The following is a 19,054-nucleotide window of genomic DNA, read 5'->3' on the forward strand; positions in this document are numbered from 1 at the left end:
GCCTATCTTCCTTCGGCCGTTTTCTTGATCTGATTCATCAAGCGCGTATAGGCGATCTTACCATTGCCGCGAAGTTTCCAGTTGGCATCCAAAAGCTCGGACCCACTGTGCTCACGCATGTAAACATCACAGTGAACTGTGAAGCTGCCATTCCCTTGGTCGATGACAATCAACTCGGGTTCGGCGCTCACTCCGTCGCTAAACCATGAACCGTAGATCAACTTGGCTGAGTCACCACCCATCTTGCGGAAGTGAATGTCGTAGGGACCTTCACTCACCAGCATAAAGCCTTCGCGCTGAAACACGGATTTGATCGCGGCATCCACCGTCGAACGCGTGGTGTTATTGATGGTCGTGTGCACAAACGAGGTTTTCCCCCGTCCCAAACCAACTGAGGAAGCGCAAGAATTCAACACCACCAGCAAGCCGCAAAGAACCAGCATTTTTGCACGGGTGGACTTCAAACAATTCGTGACAAAGCGAGTATTAATCATGCGCCTAGCCAATCACGCTTTGGTAGAATTGCAAGCACTCAGAAAGCCAACACCAGTCAGAATGATCCAGAGCCCTGACACCTCACCCCTCCCCAGCGAGTTCCGTCTCACACGACGTCGCAGTGCAGAACACCAGGCTCGTACTTCATGAACCATATTGGTACCCCACGCCGCGAACCGTCTCAATCCATCGATCTCCAAGCTTTTTGCGTAAATTCGAAATATGCTGATCCAGCGTACGTGACTCAGGAAAATAATCCATCCCCCAACAGTCATTTAAAATGGCATCCCGGCTCACAGCCTTCGGGCTATGTTTGTGCAGCATCTGGAGGATACGAACTTCTCGCGGAGTCAAATCCACCTCCCTCTCTCCCCATGTTGCCCTCAATTGGGTGATCCACACCACCCATTCTCCGTAATGAAACATAGGAGACTCAGGTGTGACCGTGACCCTTCGGAGCAAGGCCCGTATCCGGGCCAGCAATTCTTGTTTCCCAAATGGCTTCCGCAAAAAATCATCGGCCCCCAACTCAAGCCCGACCACCACATCAATCTCCTCTGACTTGGCTGAGACAAAGATAACCGGGATGTTCACATCCAACTTTCGAATCTGGCGGCAAACGTCATAACCACTCAAATCAGGCATCATGATATCCAACAGCACGATGTCCGGTTGATCCACCCCCCATAAATCAAGCGCTTCGTGACCGTCACATGCAGCCATTACTTGATATCCTTCTTCCTGAAGGATTTCAGTCAAGGTCTCACGGGTGAGGTCATCATCTTCTGCCAATAGTACCTTCATCTTGCCATCTCCTCTAGTCTACGATTGAAATGCTCAACTGAAATGCCGCCCCGGATTGCTCATCTTCAGAATCATGTATCATCACCAGATCACCTCCCAGCTGGCGGGCCAATTCACGGCTGATGGCAAGCCCCAGCCCTGTGCCAGTCACCCCTGCGGCTACACGTTCATCCATTCGCTCGAAGGCCCTGAAGATCCTAGATCGATCCGCCAAGGGGATACCCGGCCCGTCATCACGGACCACGATGACCACATTCTCAGGATGATATCTGACCCTGATGCTGGCAGAGGCAACATTACCTGCATACTTATCAATATTGGACAACAAATTGAGAACGATCTGCACAAGCAAATCAGGATCTGTCCTGATCACTTTGTGATCAGGAACATCCACGAGCATCTCTATCTGCTTTCGATTATAGGCAGGCTGAAACTGCTGCACACAAGAGGCCAATAAAGAAGCGAGATCGACACCATCCCGCTTCTCGACCGTCATCTGTCCTTGCTCAATTCGAGCGAAATCAAGCACATTATCCACCAAGCGGCCCAGCCTGTGACTTTCCTCGCGTATCAGATCCATTCTCGATTTGAGTTTTACGTTTTCAATCTTGTCTTGCACCACATCGACGGTAAGCAGGATGTTTGTTAATGGCGTTCTGAGCTCATGCGACACAGCATTGACAAAGCTCACCCTCGCTTCTGCCAACTTGATTGCTTTCTCCTGTTCTTGAATCATCCAGAATCCTCCAAAAAGAATAATCAAAGCCACCACACTCCCACTCATCAAAATCATAGCATTGTAATCTACACTCTTTTCACGCGGAGCCCAATAACGCATGCTCCACTCACCAAAAATAGAGTAATGCCGGACGAGCTCGTCCGCTGGTGCATCAGAGAAAGCATCCCTCCCACTCGAAAAAAGAAGCTCTCCGGCTTGATCACGCAACTCGACATACGCTCCAGCCGGGACATGATCAGGCAAGGGCTTCAACAGCTTGTTCAACTCAGCTTCAACCACTTTGTGTGCCGCTGCCGGACTTAAGAGAAAAACCACAACCTTGTGCTCACTCAATCTAGCAAGGTAGCGCAATGGCTCCCCCGGCCGATTCATCCATTGCCCGGTCTCACCTTCTCCAACAGCTCCCTCTGGCCAAAGTTGATTGACCTCCTCAAGCGTTAGAGCAAAGTCTTGCCGTTCCGGCACCGGAGATTCAATGACTTTATGCTCCACTCGACTTCCATCAAAGTAGCTGACTTGCCTCACGCCCACGACTCTCTTTGCGTATTCACTACGCCTCAACACCTTGATTTTCAGCTCATGCCTTGCGGCATTTTCCACAGCGTGTCGCCAAAGCTGTTCCATGGAATCCAGTGAATCCGCCAGCACCCGGTTCTGTACGGGCAGCCATTCATCCTCAGAGGCCACCTTGCGTATCTCGACCGTCCTCGAAATAAAAAATGCAGCTCCAACGCATAAACAAGCCAGCATGACCACACCTAATTTCAAGCGGTGGCCATGCCTTTCTGTTGATGGAACACTCGCAATCACTGCACTTTGACAAACACAAGAAGTCGTTCCATGTCATTCAGACGACCGTCCTCATTGAACCCACCCATCACGCTGACCAATGAATACTGACCGAATCCAATCCTAAAGCGCGTCATCAAACGCGTCGATAAAAACTGAGGCATCGTCACATCCGGCACCCAGTGTTCTCCATCCTTCACTCGGTGAGAAACGGTATCTCCATGATGACTGACCAAATCCAGAGCGCATGCCACATCCAACATGTCATTTTCAATACCGGAAATCATAAACTCCAAGGTATGACCGCACTTCTTGGTTTCAAAGTCTGCAGGCGCCAATGCCGATTCAAGCGTTCGCGCCGCGATCGCTTTACCCTCTAACTCACGTGGCACATACTTGGTCGCATAAACCACCTCTTTCACGTCCTCAATTCGAACTATTTCCTTCAAACGCATCACCGAGGAACCATCAAAAACAACCGAAGCTTTCCCAGACAAAACTCCAGCCTGCGCCCACTCCCAACTTTGTTGCCTCATGTGATTGAGACCCTTCCTCGAGAATTGCTCGCTCCATGCCTTATGGGAAACCTTCACCACTTTACAATCCAAGCGAATCGCCTCCTTTTTAGATGATGGCTTCTGCTTGAGGGGCCCATCTTGAACAACGTCGGTTTTCACAAAAATCAAGCGGGTCCGCTCACTTTCATGGCCCAGCCTGAGACGTCCAACCAATAAACTTTCATTCAATGGCGACTCACAGCACACATCCATTCGGTCCACACTAAAATCTGGAATCAACAAGTCATCCGCCTTTCTTGTTTTATCCACCAAGGCATCGAATGGGCGGCCACTACTCTTTGATGATGAGCACTCCAATACAGATTGAATGACAACCTTCCCCTTTTTATTGATGCTTAAGACCACATCCTCGCTATATCCAGCACCACGACTTTCAAAATCATGAGGCCTTGGCCATGCGCCCTCCCCCATTTGGGTAAATTCAGTTGGAAAAATCAACTCCTTCAGTGAGCGGTTACTCACTCTTTCACGACCTAACGATGTCTGTAGTGAGCTATGAACCAATCGAGCCTTCCCATCCTTCAACCATTGCCCAGCGATGGCTCTCGAGATGGTTTCCTTCTTATGGTCTTGCTCCCACTGATCAAGCAAGGCATTTGGCACGAGAATATGCTCAATGAGAATCAGTAGATTCTCTCGTTGATCCCCCTGTATCACTGGTTTGGTCGTATCCTTGATAAAGGGGTTTTCCTGCGACCAAGCGTTCAGCGTCAAACCTGCGATGCCAAGGCCGATAGCCCATAGTATATTGGATTGTTTAATCTTCATAACGATTGGAATCTGCCACAAACTGGTCCACAGTGTGTCAAAATCCTAGCTCCACTATGTAAAAAAAAACAGACATTTATCCAATCAAGGGTTCTGCCAAAAAAAATAGAAAGCCTTTCGCAACACGCGCCCCGTGCCAGAGACCCACTTTCACCTTGTCCGCTTCAACCACGCCTGCTAAAGACTCGTGATATGAAATACATCGCCCCTGCCACGGTTTTGACCGCCGTTCTCGCCATTTCCCCCTGTTGCTATGGCCAAAGTATCTTGTTCAAGCCCCACCAACAAACCCCGAACCAAACCGTCACCATCCGCGCCAACTCCGATGCCTCCGGTGCGCAGATCACCGTGATGAACGGGGGCAAAGCTCAAAAGGGAAGCTCGAGTATCAAACGCCAGCGCGCCTGGGAACGTAAAATCATCGGAACCGGCCCAACCGCCAAACTACAATATGTCGTCCTGCTCGACCAGACGTACCGCGAAATGAACCTGGGAAGCAAGTCGGATGCAAGCACCCAATCATCGGGGCTGGTCGGGCAAATCATTCATGGTTTACGTGACGATACCCAGCGCTGGCGACTGTTTCTCAAAGGGAAATCGGCAACCAATCAACAGGCGATCGACCTCGTCGAGCTTGAATCCTATGAAAACCGCCGATGGTTCCAAGACATTCCGGTCAAGATTGGCCAAACCTGGTTCATCGAACCCGAATTCATCCGCAACTTCATCGAACGCGATATGGGCCCAGCCCTCATCGATGCCAAGATGACGTTCAAATCCATCGAAATGATCGATGGTGAACGTACTGCCGTGCTGCCATTCACCATCAAATCGCAGGCCCGCAAGGAAGAGGGAACCAAGTTCCGCACATCCAGTGCCATCGCCAACCTCAGCGGAACCCTCTACGTCGCTCTCGGCACCATGCTGGATAAAAAACTCACCATGTCCGGCACCCTCACCACCACGGTCAGGCAGTCGGGCACCTCTTCCGTCGTGAAATCCCCGGTCACCTACATCGTCACCAAAACGGTCACTCCAAATACAGCTCCCAACACAGCCCGCTGATACGATCATCACAGATCGGCAAGCTTGGGAGCGCGGATCTCATAGCCTGATCATTCCACGGCAGGCCGACAGGATACAATCCTGTCCTACCATCACATGCAAAGTAGGACCGATTTCCCAATCTGTCGACAGACCTAGGGAATTCATCATCCCTAGCAAGATGTATCCAAGCCGTCTAACCCTTCGCCTCATCGAGACGCGGGTGACCACCCTTGAGGTCATCAACACGCACCCCCTTGCCACGGTTCATTTTGTCCAGGTGGCGGAACAGGGCGACCATACCATGAATCGCGGATAACACATCACGGGTATGGCCGGTCTCGGAAATCGTATGCATATTCCGGATCGGGAAACCAATCGATGTGGCAGCACAATCAAACCCGGCCAATGCCGCAGCCATCGCATCGGTTCCGGTGTCACGGCCGGCGAAATCCATCTGATAGGGAATACCTTCCTTCTGACACACGGTCTCGATGATATTGTGCAGATACTCACTGGTGATCGAACCCTTGGTAATCGAGAAGCCCTCACCCATCGTCAGTTTATTCATCCGTTTTGCTCCAATGCCAGGTGCCGCATCGTAATCGTGGTTTACGTCGGACCCAATCAAAATGTCCGGCTTAAACTCACCCGCAATCGCCGTCGCACCAAAACGCCCAATCTCCTCGTGAGTGGCAATCGTGTACAGCACACGGATATTTTTCAGTGGCGACTTCGCCAGAATACGGGCAATCTCAGCGACGACAAAACACCCCAGCCCATTGTCGAGATAGGCACCATAAAAGGTGTCGTCAGCAAAGCCCTTCCGAATCGGACGGTCCAGCAGAATCGGGTCACCGGCCCGGATCCCGAGTTTTTCGATTTGCTCCTTCCGCTTCTTCCCGTGCATTTGCAATTCGAGGTAAATCGACTCCGGTTTCAGTCCCTTGTCGCCCGACCTCTGTCCGGGTTCAGAAAAATGGATTGCTCCAATCGCCTCAATCGTCCCCCCTTCGATCACCCGGTACTGTGATGGCTTTTTCGGGTTCTGGCAGAACAACTTCACCTCATGGCCAACCAAGGTACAGGGAAGAAAGGAATCGGTATTCACCCAAATCTTACCGTCATCATCAATCTTGCGAACCTGCATCCGGATTTTATCCGCGTGACCAATCACCATGACCGATACGCGCTCATCCTCTCCTGGGTGGGTGTCGACGACCAGCCCGGCATTCCCCTTGAACTGATGCACCGCCCAAGACTTCGGCATAAATGATTCAAATTCAGGTTTCAACACGCCGTAAGACATCGCAGCCTCCAAACCAATCGGGCTCGGTGCGGCCAAAACGTCCCGCATCCATTCAAATTGCTGCTTGGGCATCGACTTCTCCCAGATCGCCGGGCTCTTCTTTTTGGTTTTGCTCGTCATCGTAACATCAAATCTGTGAATTCCTTGCCAAGCTCATGGCAAGGCATAGATCAAGCGCCCCAACATGGAGCCCTTGTCTGTGCCGTCCACTTAATCTCTGTCCCGCCCGGATGTCGAGCGGGAATCTCATTCCCTCCTTGCCCTGATCCTGAGCCTTGTGATATGTCTCACCTTATGACCTCCCCCAAGCTCCAACGTTTCTCCCTGGCCCTTCTTTCCGCTTTCGGTCTTCTGTTTCTTGCCTCCTGCTCCCAAGAATATGGTAAAGTCAGTTACTCAGCAGCACCCAAAGTCATCAACGTCTCCGAATACGACCCAAAAGAGCGGCAACGAAGCGGCAGTTCCTATACCCCGCTCAATCAAGCGGCATTGAAAAAAAATGGATCCCTCGGTCTGATTGCCCGCTGCGGCAAAGGCCCTCACCTCGACACCAAATGTGCGGACTTCCTCGTTGGCGCCGAGCGACAGGGGATGCTGCTCGGAACCTACTACTACCTCCTGCCGGACAGCAATCCAACCGCCCTGGCCGAAAAATACATCGCCCGCCTGCGGCACATCAAAAGCAGCCGGGGGCTCCAAACTAAAAAAGTCCTGTTAGCGGCCGACATCCACACCGACTGCAAAGCATGGCAAATCGTAGCCTACCTCAAGCGGATTAAAGAGCTCACCGGCGTCACCCCGGTCGTCTATCTGGAAAACAGCAGCTCCATCCGCCGAACCCTCAATGCTGCCAGCCCCCAACAAAAACGCTTCCTTCGCAAGCATCCATACTGGCTTGCCCTCTACTCCAATGAAAACCCCGGACTCGAAACCCCGCAACGCCTGGCCAATGCCTCCGGAGTCTGGAACGATTGGGTGATGTGGCAGTACGGTGGAGTCTGGTGGAAAAACGGCCGCTCCCAACCCTACAACTACCGTGGAGGCAGCTGGAAATCACCCAAGTACTTCGGTGATTTAAGCCAACCTACCGAACGCAATGGTTTCAATGGCAGCGTGTCGTCCTTTTACAGTTTCTGGAACCGCCATTCCTGGGCATGGTAATAACGGCACCATATCGAAAAATGATAGAACCATTGAAAGGATCAATGGGACAAAGTCTACCAAGTCCATCTAGCATGCTTGCATGTTCCGCTTTCTCCGTCACTGCCTCAGCTTCCGATTTCGTTTTATACCAAGTAGTAAAACAGACGGGACGATAGCCGAGATGAATAAGTTCTTTGGCAAGGCGCGACGAAGGAATGGTGCGAGCACCATGACTAAGGAGAAACAAAGCCAAAGGAGTCATTCATCCGGAACTCTCATGGATCACGCAGTGCTTTTCCAAACACCTCAACAACGATCAATCGTCTCGTCTGTTTTGCGGAGTGGTATTATACCAAGTAGTAAAACAGACGGGATGATAGCCGAGATGAATAAGTTCTTTGGCAAGGCGCGACGAAGGAATGGTGCGGGCACCATGACTAAGGAGAAACAAAGCCAAAGGAGTCATTCATCCGGAACTCTCATGGATCACGCAGTGCTTTTCCAAATACCTCAACAACGATCAATCGTCTCGTCTGTTTTGCGGAGTGGTATTATCCTGCTGCCCTTGTTTCTGAGCCTCACGGCTCTGTTCATCGCGCCTTACCACACGTCCGCACACGCCAGTGACGACCAACGGGCAGCATCACCACAAGAACATGTCATCCTGATCCACGGTATGGCCCGAAGCGCAAGCTGTATGCAATCCATGGCCGAGGCTCTGCAAAAAGCCGGCTACCATACGACCATCCTCGATTACCCATCCCGCAAAAAAACCATCCATGCGTTGAGCGAGCAACACCTCTCCCCTGCGGTCAAAGCTTGCCAAACCAAGGGCGCTACAAAGATTCATTTCGTCACCCACTCACTCGGCGGTATTCTGGTCCGTGACTACCTACACCACCACAAACTCGCCGAGCTTGGCAAGGTCGTGATGCTCGCGCCTCCCAACCAGGGCAGCGAAGTTGTGGATACCATCGGACACTGGAAAGCCTTTGCCCTGGTCAACGGCCCGGCCGGAAAGCAGCTTGGCACCGCGGATAACAGTCCACCCAATGCCCTCGGCGGCGTCACTTACCCCGTCGGGATCATTGCTGGCGACCGTAGTATCAACCCGATCAACAGCTGGATGATTCCGGGATCCGATGACGGCAAGGTCTCCATCAAACATACCAAGTTAGAAGGCATGCGTGACCACATCGTCATTCACTGCACCCACCCGATGATCATGAAACGATCGGACGCCATCGACCTCAGCCTGCGCTTCCTACGTCACGGATCATTCGCCAAAGCCAAGGATACGCCTTAACCCACACCCTAGGCGGCAAGCTCTGCAATCGCATCAGCGGCAGCGTCCAATGGGCAGGATCGGCTCAAAATGAACATCCCGTGGCGGTCGCGGTCAGTGATATGGGTGTAGATCACAATCACATCATCCATCTCCACACTGAGGCGCTTCACCGTGCGCCCTGAGGCTGCGAGCTGCTCCACGCATCCCACCATGGTGGCGATCACCTGCCCGGCGGCTTCATCGCTAAAAAACGATTCATTGTGAACCATTTCACCCTCGAGCGAAGTAATGGCAAATCCTAAAAGCGAATTACTCTCATACAACTTCTGCGCTGTGTCTCTGACCTGTCCCATATCCTGAAATGTTTCTGATTAAATAAACAATGCGTTGAGGCAATCCCTCAGACTTTGCTGATTAGGCTCGAGAGTGGCACAATCCACATCCGCGGCCCCTTCCTCGTCCACCTCCTTGATTCCCACCACCACAGTGTATTCCTGCTCTTCGCTCACGATATTCATCGTCCCCGAATTACGGAACAACTCATTTAAAGGTGACATTGCCTGGGCGAAATACTCCGCATTGGCAGCGAGAAACGCCTGCTGCTCGGCTATCGGGTCCACGCCCTCGTTCAGATCATCACTCATGATTCTTTTTTGAATGTTTTAGCTGTTTGCAACCGGTTCCATCCCCAACTCCGAGGGTTTCAGGGCAGCCGCGGCTTCCATCGCGGACTTTTCCAGGCGCAAGGCATTGTGCTCCGGCAAGCCCGCCTCACGGATCTTGCGGCATGTCGTCGCAACATCATATTCCACCTTGCACGGTTCCACCGATTGCTCATCGGTGTCATAAATCACATATTCGGCCAGTTTCCCGTCACCACGGGGTTGTCCCACCGAACCAACATTCACCAGATACTGGAAATCAGGCTTCAAGGTAAACTTTTCGTAATCCGAGAACGTTTTACGCTCCTCGGTCGTAAAATACATCTGCCGATGAGTGTGCCCAAAGAAACACACCGACGTCTCCTGAAAATGAAAATGCAAAATCGCTTCGATCGCATTCAAAACATAATTCCACGCCTCCGGCTCGTGCAAACTGGCATGCACAATCTCAAAAGGACCTACCCGCCGCTGCATCGGTAAATTTTCCAACCACTCCTTCTGATCCGGCCGAATGTTGGCCCGGGTCCACTCCAGTGACTCCCTGGCCCGTCCGTTCACCTCCGGCGGGATATCCACCCCACAGGTGTAAGCATCATGGTTGCCCTTCAGCACGGTGCAGCCCAATTCACGGATGACATCAATGCATTCCCCCGGATTCGCGTTGTATCCAACAACATCCCCCAGACAAATAAATCGCTTCACTCCCCGCTTTTCAGCATCCTCCAAGACACTATTCAGTGCCTCCAGATTTGCATGAACATCTGATATTATGCCATATTTCATCGTTAAGAATACCCACAGCAAACACGCTCAGACATCGGCTAGAAGCGTATGCTTATGTCATCCTATCAACACAGACCGCCGACTTGGAAGGATAAAGTTGATAAAATTACAGTTTTTAGCGGGCAGAGAACGCAATAAGCTGGTTAGAATTGTAATCACCCTCCAAAGTGCTCCGAACTACCACACGCCCATCGCTTGGAGTTGTTTTTCAGCCTGGGGTGCCCAACCCCGGTTCGCCGCAGGAGAAGCGGGTGACGGATGCAGGATTTTTCCAATATGATACTCGGTTTCTTCTGAACCTGGATCATGAAGAGCCATGGTTTCGGCCAGTTTTTTTTCAGCGTAAGCGCCCACGCCGATCAAGTAGCGGGGTTGCATCAACTCGATCAATCGTGCCAAGTGCTGCTGGCAAGCCTGCTCCACAGTCTGCATCTCCGCCTTGGGCAGTTTATCCGGTGTGATATTGCGTCCTGTTTCCGCCATCCATACCAACGGACAATAGTTCGCAACAAAATGCTCCGCAAAAAATGCCTCTGCCGACGGATACGTTTCCGCAAACAACCCCCACAACCTGCGCCCACTCACCTCCGAACGAGTACAATCAAAGCCATCTACCGGCCGCTTCGGGTGCTCGTGCTCCGGCTTATCCACCGGGCCATCAATCCCCAACCAATCCCGAACCGCCGGAATTTCCCCGAAAGGCACCCCGGTCTGGGACATCCCCCATGGGCCCGGGTTCATCCCAAGAAACAACACCCGCTTTTTTCCCCCGGCATAACGACGCAAGTAGTCACAGTGCCTGTCCCAGGCGTAATCCGTCGGTAAATACACATGGCTAACCGGCTCCGAAAAACGGAGCGGCCGAAGCACTTCATTCAACTCCCACGCGGCATCCATCACAGCTTGCACCTCATCTGACATGCCACTATCTGACATTACATGCTTGAAAGATCAAAGCCGAAACTCGAAACTGCCGCAGCTTATGCCTCTCGACCCAACGTCTGTTCTCAATACCACCTTCTTGCTCTACGTTGGACTGCTCATCGCTGGCATCCTCGGCTACCGCAAATGGCATAGCCCTCCCTTCAGCACCCCAAGCAACGAAAAAGGTCCTACCCGGCTTGATCACGTTGACCTGCTTGGAATCGCCGTGCTCATTTTTTACTTTGCCAGCACCATGCTGGCACAACAGCTTCCAGCCGCCCAGGCGGCAGACGCTGACCCGGCTGCCCAGGCAAAACAAATCACTCCGGCCATCCTGATCACGGGCATGCTGATCCAGCTGTTTCCCGCGGCACTCGCCATCATCCTGCTGGCATCCCGCCATATCCCGCTCGGATCCTATTTCGGGCTCCGGATGGCAAAAGCCTACCGCCTCCTCTACATGGCACCCGCAGCCGTCCTGATCAGCTACCTCTTTATGATTGGCCTCTCAGCCACCGGATTCGAATCCTGGCTGGAGTGGTTGTTCGGCCAACCCTTCGAGCCCCAGCAAACCATCCAACTCTATCAGGAATCAGACGAAATCATCATCCGGGCCCTCTTCATCGTCAGCGTGGTGGTCATCGCCCCTGTGGTCGAAGAAGTCGTTTTCCGGGGCTACGTCTACACCGTCACCAAACGCTACACCTCCCGCATTTTTGCCACCTTGCTCTCAGCCGTCTTTTTTTCCGTCGTCCACAATTTTATTCCCGGGCTTCTCCCTCTTGCATTCCTTGCCATTCTCCTTACTATCGCCTACGAAATCACCGGCTCGCTCTGGGCTCCGATCTCGATCCATGCTCTGTTTAACGCGTGTACCCTGATCATTCAGGAAATTCAACACCACCACCAATAGATCCACGAAGCCCATGTTCCGATCCTTCACTCACTACGGCCTCCCCGCCGCCATCGCCCTCTGCACACTCACCCTCTGTAGCTGTGGAAAAAAAGAAAGCGGCAGCGATGCCTCCCCTCCGGAGGATACCAAGGCAGCCACCAGCCAGCATCGCCCCATCCACCCAAAGGAACATGACGCCCTGTTCGCCAGCATCCACAGCCTGCCCGATCAGAATGCCATCTCCCAAAAATGCCAAGGCTGCCATGAAGAGATCCACGCCAAATGGCAACAATCCGACCACGGCCAGGCCAACCGCCACGTCGACCTCAAGCTCGACGGTGAAGCCTTCTCCGACAAATCCTTCAAGGACGCCACCGCCGAGTGGAAATTCACCAATAAGGAAGGCAAACTTACCATGCACACCGATGGTAAAGACTACACCCCAGGCATGATCATCGGCATCACCCCGCTGATCCAGTATCTCACCGCCGATAGCGGCGGCCGCTGGCAAACCCCCACCGCAGGATGGGACCCCCACAACAAAGAATGGTTCGATGTCATCAGCGGCGACGACCGGACATCCGCCGACTGGGGACACTGGACCGGCCGGGGCATGACCTGGAACACCCAATGCGCCTGGTGCCACATGACCGATTTCCGCAAAAACTACGACAACAAAACCGATACCTATGACTCCCACTGGACCGAAATGGGCGTCGGCTGCACCCAGTGCCACGGCCATTTGATGGAAAAACCCAACCCGGACAACGGCTGCCTGATCGATATCAAACGCGACCGTGACATCGCCAAAAACCACCCCGACCTCGTCTTCGACAACTGCGCCACCTGCCACTCCCGCCGCGGCGAGTTCAACGACACCTTCCATATCGGCGCCAAATACGGCGACCACTACCAACTCCAGCTTCCCAGCACCCCTCGACTCTACTACCCGGACGGCCAAATCAAAGACGAAGACTACGTCTGGGCCTCCCTGCGCATGAGCAACATGGGCCACAAAGGTGTGCGCTGCATCGACTGCCACGACGTCCACAGCACCCGACTCAAGTACCCGCTTGAGAACAACACCCTCTGCATGAGTTGCCACGCCGCGGGAACCAACGGCCGCCTCGATGGCGCCATGGTGATCGACCCAGTGGCCCACAGTAAGCACTTCGGCGTCGGCAAACACAACGACGTCGGCTCCGGTCACGCCTGTGTCGATTGCCATATGACGGAAACCACCTACATGGGACGCGACCCCCGCCGTGACCACGGGTTCCACGTCCCGGACCCCCAACTCACCAAGGAAAATGGCACCCCCAACGCCTGCAACAAGTGCCACACCGACCAGGATGTCGATTGGTCCATCAAGTGGGTCAACGATTGGTATGGCGAGAAAATGCACACCCCGGAACGCAAACGGCAACGCGCCCGCACCCGCGCCCTCGCCGCAGCCTTCGAAGGCCAAGCCAACGCCATCGACCCCATGCTCAAAGCCTACGCCAATGAAGAAAACCCGATGTGGCTTGCCACCCTGCTCGAAGCCATGCGCCCCTGGGCCACCGACGCCCGGGTGCAACGACTCGGCCGCGAGGGCGTCCACAACAAGGATTCGATGGTGCGTGCCGCCGCCTGCCACATCATGGAATTCAGTCTCGGCAACGACCCATGGCTCGAACCCATGCTCAAGGACCCGGTCAAGGAAGTCCGCATGGCCGCAGCCTGGGCCATGCGCACCCGCCTGTCCCAGCGCTCCGAAGTCCTCAAAGAACTCAGGGAATCCCTGTTCTTTGGAGCCGACCAACCAATCGGAGCCATGCGCCTCGCAGAACTTGCCAGCCAGGGAGAAAAACTTGAAGAAGCCAAGGAATGGATGGAAAAAGCCATCGCCTTGGACCAAACCTCCGCTGCCGGACGTGAAGCCTACGCCATCCTGCTCGGCCAACTCGGCAAACCAAAGGAGGCCTTGGAACAGCTCGGTCTGGCATTGAAACTCGATCCAAACAACGGCCGCTACCTCTACCTCATGGCCCTGACCTACGCCGAGCTCAAACAAACCGACAAAACCGAGGAACTACTCAAGCAAACCGTCGCCGCCGACCCGAATCACGACCGAGCCCACTACAACCTCGGACTGCTCTACGCCGGCCAAGACAAACTTGACGAAGCCATCGCCTCGATCCGCAAGGCCGAACGCATCCACCCACAGTCCCCTGACTACCCCTACGCACGAGCCACCATCCACATGCGTAAAGGTGAAAAAATGGAAGCCTTCGAAGCCTGCCGCACGGTGCTCGGCATCGACCGCAATTACCGCCCGGCGCTGCAACTCCTGCAACAAATCGGCAACCCACAAGCAAAATAGAGCTCCAAAGGACACCCCCAAGAGTAAAGATGGCAGGGCGACGAATCTCCTGCCATCGACTGAATCTTGCGAAGAGGGATCATCATCCCCCTCATCCTCTCCTCCCCGCGCCCGCAGAAAACCCAGCCTTCAAACGGAACACCTGATTCCCTCAGGGCTCCTACATTAGGGAGACTATCTCGGTCATGCCTGCAGCGCTGACAGGATTGTCAGAATTTTTTCAAGGTGCTATACCACTCCGCAAAACAGACGAGACGATTGATCGTTGTTGAGGTATTTGGAAAAGCACTGCGTGATCCATGAGAGTTCCGGATGAATGACTCCTTTGGAGGTGTTTCTCCTTAGTCATGGTGCCCGCACCATTCCTTCGTCGCGCCTTACCAAAGAACTCATTCATCTCGGCGATCGTCCCGTCTGTTTTACTACTTGGTTTTACAGGATGTTTAATTTTCAAAGATCAAGGTTTGCCCAAAACCGATCGCTACCTTCTAAAAAAATCCTGCAAATCCTCTTCCATCACGTAAATCTTGTCAGCGCCGCAGGCTGTTAGTCTCTAGTGGATTCTCCCTGTTGATCCCGCCAAACTTTATAATTTGACATTTAGCTAAATGAGTAAACATTGAATTCATCATGCATGACGAACTCAAACTCATCAAGGCACTGGCCGACGGCAACCGCTTGAGGGTTGTCGCAGCCTTGAGTCGATACCAGGAACTCTGCGCCTGCCAAATCACTGAGCTACTGCAAGTCAGCGGCGCAACCACCTCGCGACACCTCGCTATTCTTCAGGATGCCGGGCTGGCCAGCAGCCGCAAAGACGGCCGCTGGGTTTATTTCAGCCTCAGCCGACCTAAGGGCTCGGCCTCACTCTTCCAGTGGCTGAATCAGAGCCTCTCAAGCTCCGAGACATGGCACAGCGATACCGAAACGCTCAAGCTCATCATGGCGATGACACCTGAAGATCTCTGCAGAAGGCAACGCGGCGAAGTGTGCTGCCCGGCATAAACCCACAACCCAAAGGACACATGAACAAAAACTCAGGAATCAGTTTTTTTGAACGCTACCTCACGGTATGGGTAGTACTCTGTATGGCGAGTGGCATCCTTATTGGCCGCTACCTTCCCGCCATCCCGGATTTCCTCGGCTCACTCGAATACGCCAACGTCTCCATTCCGGTTGCGGTTCTGATCTGGCTCATGATCTACCCCATGATGATGAAGGTCGACTTCAAGAGCGTAAAACACGTCAGGGACAACCCCCAGGGACTGTTCCTCACTTGGGTCATCAACTGGCTGATCAAACCCTTCACCATGTTTGGTATTGCCTGGCTGTTCTTCCATGTTGTGTTCAAAGCCATTATCCCGCCCGACCTCGCGAAGGATTATCTTGCTGGTGCCGTGCTCCTGGGAGCGGCCCCCTGCACCGCGATGGTCTTTGTCTGGAGTCATCTCACCAGAGGAAACCCGGCGTACACCGTTGTCCAAGTGGCAACCAACGATCTCATCATTCTCTTTGCCTTTGTCCCGATCGTCAAATTCCTACTCGGCATCGGCAATGTCGAGGTTCCGTGGGACACACTCATCCTCTCTGTTCTACTTTTTGTCGTCATCCCCTTGGCCGCCGGCATCCTCACCCGGGCCCACATGCTCAACACCAAAGGAAAGGAATACTTTGAACATACCTTTTTGCCCAAGTTCAATGGCACGACGATCACCGGATTGCTACTCACTCTGGTCATCATCTTTTCCTTTCAAGGCAAAACCATTCTGGCGAACCCACTGCATATCGGCCTGATCGCCGTACCTCTGGTTATCCAAACGGTGCTCATCTTCTTTATCGCCTACCTTGCCGCAAAGGCCATGAAGCTCCCGCACAACGTCGCCGCACCTGCCGGCATGATCGGAGCCTCGAACTTCTTCGAATTAGCCGTGGCCGTGGCGATTGCCTTGTTTGGAGCAAGCTCACCGGTTGCCCTCGCCACGATCGTCGGAGTCCTGGTCGAAGTCCCCATCATGCTCGCCCTTGTCAAGTTCGCCAACCGCACGACGCATTGGTTCCCAACCAAAGGCTAATAAACCACCATCCTAACAACCATTTCAACGTTGAACAGCGACACAAACGGCAGGGCTGATTGGCCTCGAGGAAGAAAGTTAAGCTCCGCTATTGAGAGCTTTACCCATCAATCTCCACCGCTTTTTCTCTTGGCTACGCTGGATCAGGTGTTCAGTGACAATGATGGCTCCAATACAAAATATCCCGGCGAAGAGAACCTGGGCAATCCGCAGATAGAAGGTGGAACTTGCACTGCTGTCTCCACCGGTCGAGCTACCGAGCAAGACCAGAAAAGTGGTAAACCCTGATGTCCAGGCAGCGGCACTCGGCTTTCCAGAGGTCATCTTGATGGAAAAAAACAAGGACAAGAGCAAGGTGATGCCGACCAAAAAGTCGTAGGTCGGCACACAAACTAACAAATTATAGACAATCACGATGGCAATCCCGCCAATCAAACAAGCTGTGGAGTTAGCCTTAAGCACCTTGATACTCGCATTGGTATTCGGCGTGCTTGCCATCATACAGATATAGAACATCGCCAGAGCATACTGCGCTAAGTTGAAAGCAAAGAAAATCAAGACCGCGGACGTTGCCACTGCCGTGCTGACCAGAGCCAGACGGGCGCGTTCTTCTCGCGACGGCGTCGGTGGCGGGGCCGGACGTTGAGGAGGAGGCGCATTGGGATCGATCTTTGCGAGGCGATTGGGGATAAACAGATGCCCGAGCCAGGTGAAGACAAAGCCCAGAGACATACTGATGAACAAATACGTCACAATAAAATGCGAACCCAACGAAGTTTGGAGTCCGAGAATCGGCACCATGGTGATGCCCATGGTCATAAAGATCGTTGCCAAGGGAGGTGCGGTGGCATCCTTGAAAAAGATCCAAAAGAACAGCAACGCATACAACGGCACACAAACCAGTGGCATCCGCAGGAAAAACTCACTGATGATCAAGCCCATCAACAGCCCGGAAGACAGCCTGCGTATGATCTGAATCGCCATCTTCCACCCAAACCACGGCCCGGGCATGGAAAGGAACATCACCGCAAAAATCGGCATAATGTAGGACAAAGGCCAAGCCACCCCATAAGCAACCGCTACGGCGAGCGTTGCTCCTAGACTGATGCGCAATGCGCGGACGTTGGCTAATGTCATCCGTGGAAAATTAATAAATGTGGGAAAGTTTGCTCATCGTCCACATCCAGATTTTACCTGCACCATTGAGCAAGGGGTTCCCTCCGGTGTAAACAATCACGTTGGCCTGTCCGCCGGCACGCTTGAACCCTTTCGATGCTTCCATATCCTCAAAATCCACGATCACCGGAAAATTCTGTGGCTGACGCAGCCAGCCCGATGTCGGCTTCACCGATTGCAAACCTCCCATCTGATTCTGGGTATCATCAGACACCCCCCAGCCAACGCTGCGGACCGAACCAGCAAACACCTTGCCTGGTGCGGAATCGAGTACGATCTCCACCTTGTCACCGGACTCGATATTCCCCAGACTGTTTTCCCGCATATCTGCCTGAATCCAGACGTCTTTAACCGAAATAAAGGTCATGATCGGAGAACCGACGTTGGCGTAATGGCCAACATCCACGGTGAAGTTCGCAATGATGCCCTTGGATGGAGCCCGCACCACCGCGCGGTGTAAATCCAGCTGGGCTTTTTCCAAGTTCACCAGCGCCTGCTTCACCTTGGCATTGTCGATACCTGTCGCCCCTAGGTTACTTTTGGCTTTTTCCAACTCGGACTTGGCACTCACCAGTTTGGCCTCGGACGATGCAATCCGTGACCGGGCGTCGTCGGCGCGCGACTTTGATGCAGCGCCTTGCCGGGCAAGTTTGATGATACGCTCGCCTTTGACTTGGGCGTTGCGCAAGTTGGCTTCTGCTTCAGTCACCCTGGCCTGAGCCGACATCACCGAAGCGGTATCGGCATCGGACGCCTGAGTAGCGGTCTGGAGGTCTGCCTGGGCCTGGCGGACGGCAAGTTCATACTTGGCGGCATCGATTTCCACGAGTTTGTCTCCTTCTTCGACCAATTGGTTGTTGGAGACATACACTTTGGACAACTGCCCGGAGACCTGGGCAGCCAAGGGCACCACGTAGGCCTCAACACGGGCATTCGAAGTATAAGGCACGTACTTGTCACTGAGGATATGACCGACAAAGACCACGATCAGAACAATCAAGGTGGTGCGGGTCCAGAATTTGATCGGATCTTTCTTTTTTCCTTCCTCTTTTTTGCTTTCAGCTGCAGGAGCTTTGTCATTGGCGGAAGCCTCTGGAGCTGGTTTTTTTTCTGCTCCGGCCTCAGCCTTATCGCTTTCTTTGGCGCTCTTTTCCGGGGTGCTTTCTGGTTTCTCGGTGCTCATCGTACAATCGCTGGGTTAAAATGATTCAGGGTGATAA

General features: G+C 53.3%; 18 protein-coding genes. 7 read left to right on the plus strand and 11 right to left on the minus strand.

The window, feature by feature from the left end:
* Positions 1-2: 2 nt before the first annotated feature.
* From HW115_RS09355 to HW115_RS09370, 4 genes are all read right to left on the minus strand, one after another.
* On the minus strand, positions 3-494 hold the full coding sequence (locus tag HW115_RS09355) for a hypothetical protein (RefSeq protein ID WP_178932355.1): 492 nt from the start codon (positions 492-494) through the stop codon (positions 3-5).
* A 145-nt stretch (positions 495-639) separates the two neighbouring features.
* Positions 640-1,299 carry a response regulator transcription factor gene (locus HW115_RS09360; protein ID WP_178932356.1) on the minus strand — a complete coding sequence of 220 codons (660 nt, stop codon included), beginning with the start codon at positions 1,297-1,299 and terminating at the stop codon, positions 640-642.
* A gap of 13 nt (positions 1,300-1,312) precedes the next feature.
* Complete coding sequence (locus HW115_RS09365; RefSeq protein WP_178932357.1) at positions 1,313-2,806, minus strand: sensor histidine kinase; 1,494 nt, start codon at positions 2,804-2,806, stop codon at positions 1,313-1,315.
* Between the two features lie 38 nt (positions 2,807-2,844).
* Entirely contained in the window at positions 2,845-4,173 is a 1,329-nt protein-coding gene (locus HW115_RS09370; protein ID WP_178932358.1) for a hypothetical protein, read from the minus strand.
* Between the two features lie 192 nt (positions 4,174-4,365).
* Here HW115_RS09370 and HW115_RS09375 point away from each other — a divergent pair, with 192 nt between their 5' ends.
* Positions 4,366-5,238 carry a hypothetical protein gene (locus tag HW115_RS09375; RefSeq protein WP_178932359.1) on the plus strand — a complete coding sequence of 291 codons (873 nt, stop codon included), beginning with the start codon at positions 4,366-4,368 and terminating at the stop codon, positions 5,236-5,238.
* A 175-nt stretch (positions 5,239-5,413) separates the two neighbouring features.
* Here HW115_RS09375 and HW115_RS09380 read toward each other — a convergent pair whose 3' ends face one another.
* Positions 5,414-6,646: a M28 family peptidase gene (locus tag HW115_RS09380; protein WP_178932360.1), complete on the minus strand. Its 1,233-nt coding sequence runs from the start codon at positions 6,644-6,646 to the stop codon at positions 5,414-5,416.
* 162 nt (positions 6,647-6,808) lie between these two features.
* Here HW115_RS09380 and HW115_RS09385 point away from each other — a divergent pair, with 162 nt between their 5' ends.
* Both HW115_RS09385 and HW115_RS09390 read left to right on the plus strand, forming a co-directional pair.
* The gene (locus HW115_RS09385; RefSeq protein ID WP_178932361.1) at positions 6,809-7,687 is read left to right on the plus strand and encodes a GH25 family lysozyme; all 879 of its coding nucleotides are present in this window, start codon (positions 6,809-6,811) and stop codon (positions 7,685-7,687) included.
* Positions 7,688-8,102: 415 nt separating this feature from the next.
* Positions 8,103-8,975 carry an esterase/lipase family protein gene (locus HW115_RS09390; RefSeq protein ID WP_227021395.1) on the plus strand — a complete coding sequence of 291 codons (873 nt, stop codon included), beginning with the start codon at positions 8,103-8,105 and terminating at the stop codon, positions 8,973-8,975.
* Positions 8,976-8,983: 8 nt separating this feature from the next.
* Here the strand turns inward: HW115_RS09390 and HW115_RS09395 are convergent, their stop codons facing one another.
* From HW115_RS09395 to HW115_RS09410, 4 genes are all read right to left on the minus strand, one after another.
* Positions 8,984-9,310 carry a hypothetical protein gene (locus HW115_RS09395; protein WP_178932362.1) on the minus strand — a complete coding sequence of 109 codons (327 nt, stop codon included), beginning with the start codon at positions 9,308-9,310 and terminating at the stop codon, positions 8,984-8,986.
* Between the two features lie 18 nt (positions 9,311-9,328).
* Positions 9,329-9,601 (minus strand): hypothetical protein, encoded by a 273-nt coding sequence (locus HW115_RS09400; protein WP_178932363.1) that lies wholly within the window; start codon positions 9,599-9,601, stop codon positions 9,329-9,331.
* An 18-nt stretch (positions 9,602-9,619) separates the two neighbouring features.
* Positions 9,620-10,402 carry a metallophosphoesterase family protein gene (locus HW115_RS09405; protein WP_178932364.1) on the minus strand — a complete coding sequence of 261 codons (783 nt, stop codon included), beginning with the start codon at positions 10,400-10,402 and terminating at the stop codon, positions 9,620-9,622.
* Positions 10,403-10,579: 177 nt separating this feature from the next.
* The gene (locus HW115_RS09410) at positions 10,580-11,323 is read right to left on the minus strand and encodes a uracil-DNA glycosylase family protein (protein WP_178932365.1); all 744 of its coding nucleotides are present in this window, start codon (positions 11,321-11,323) and stop codon (positions 10,580-10,582) included.
* Between the two features lie 61 nt (positions 11,324-11,384).
* Between HW115_RS09410 and HW115_RS09415 the strand changes: the two genes are divergently transcribed.
* From HW115_RS09415 to arsB, 4 genes are all read left to right on the plus strand, one after another.
* Positions 11,385-12,239 carry a CPBP family intramembrane glutamic endopeptidase gene (locus HW115_RS09415; RefSeq protein ID WP_178932366.1) on the plus strand — a complete coding sequence of 285 codons (855 nt, stop codon included), beginning with the start codon at positions 11,385-11,387 and terminating at the stop codon, positions 12,237-12,239.
* 13 nt (positions 12,240-12,252) lie between these two features.
* On the plus strand, positions 12,253-14,586 hold the full coding sequence (locus HW115_RS09420) for a tetratricopeptide repeat protein (RefSeq protein WP_178932367.1): 2,334 nt from the start codon (positions 12,253-12,255) through the stop codon (positions 14,584-14,586).
* 630 nt (positions 14,587-15,216) lie between these two features.
* Positions 15,217-15,591 carry an ArsR/SmtB family transcription factor gene (locus HW115_RS09425; protein WP_178932368.1) on the plus strand — a complete coding sequence of 125 codons (375 nt, stop codon included), beginning with the start codon at positions 15,217-15,219 and terminating at the stop codon, positions 15,589-15,591.
* A 20-nt stretch (positions 15,592-15,611) separates the two neighbouring features.
* Positions 15,612-16,658, plus strand: coding sequence for an ACR3 family arsenite efflux transporter (arsB, locus tag HW115_RS09430; RefSeq protein WP_178932369.1), 1,047 nt, complete (start codon positions 15,612-15,614; stop codon positions 16,656-16,658).
* A gap of 78 nt (positions 16,659-16,736) precedes the next feature.
* Here the strand turns inward: arsB and HW115_RS09435 are convergent, their stop codons facing one another.
* Together HW115_RS09435 and HW115_RS09440 are read right to left on the minus strand one after the other, a co-directional pair.
* A complete protein-coding gene (locus tag HW115_RS09435; protein WP_178932370.1) occupies positions 16,737-17,795 on the minus strand; it encodes a DUF2955 domain-containing protein in 1,059 nt (352 codons plus the stop codon).
* 10 nt (positions 17,796-17,805) lie between these two features.
* Positions 17,806-19,017: an HlyD family secretion protein gene (locus tag HW115_RS09440; RefSeq protein WP_178932371.1), complete on the minus strand. Its 1,212-nt coding sequence runs from the start codon at positions 19,015-19,017 to the stop codon at positions 17,806-17,808.
* Positions 19,018-19,054: the final 37 nt, after the last annotated feature.

Source organism: Oceaniferula marina, assembly GCF_013391475.1.
Taxonomy (GTDB): Bacteria; Verrucomicrobiota; Verrucomicrobiia; order Verrucomicrobiales; family Akkermansiaceae; genus Oceaniferula; species Oceaniferula marina.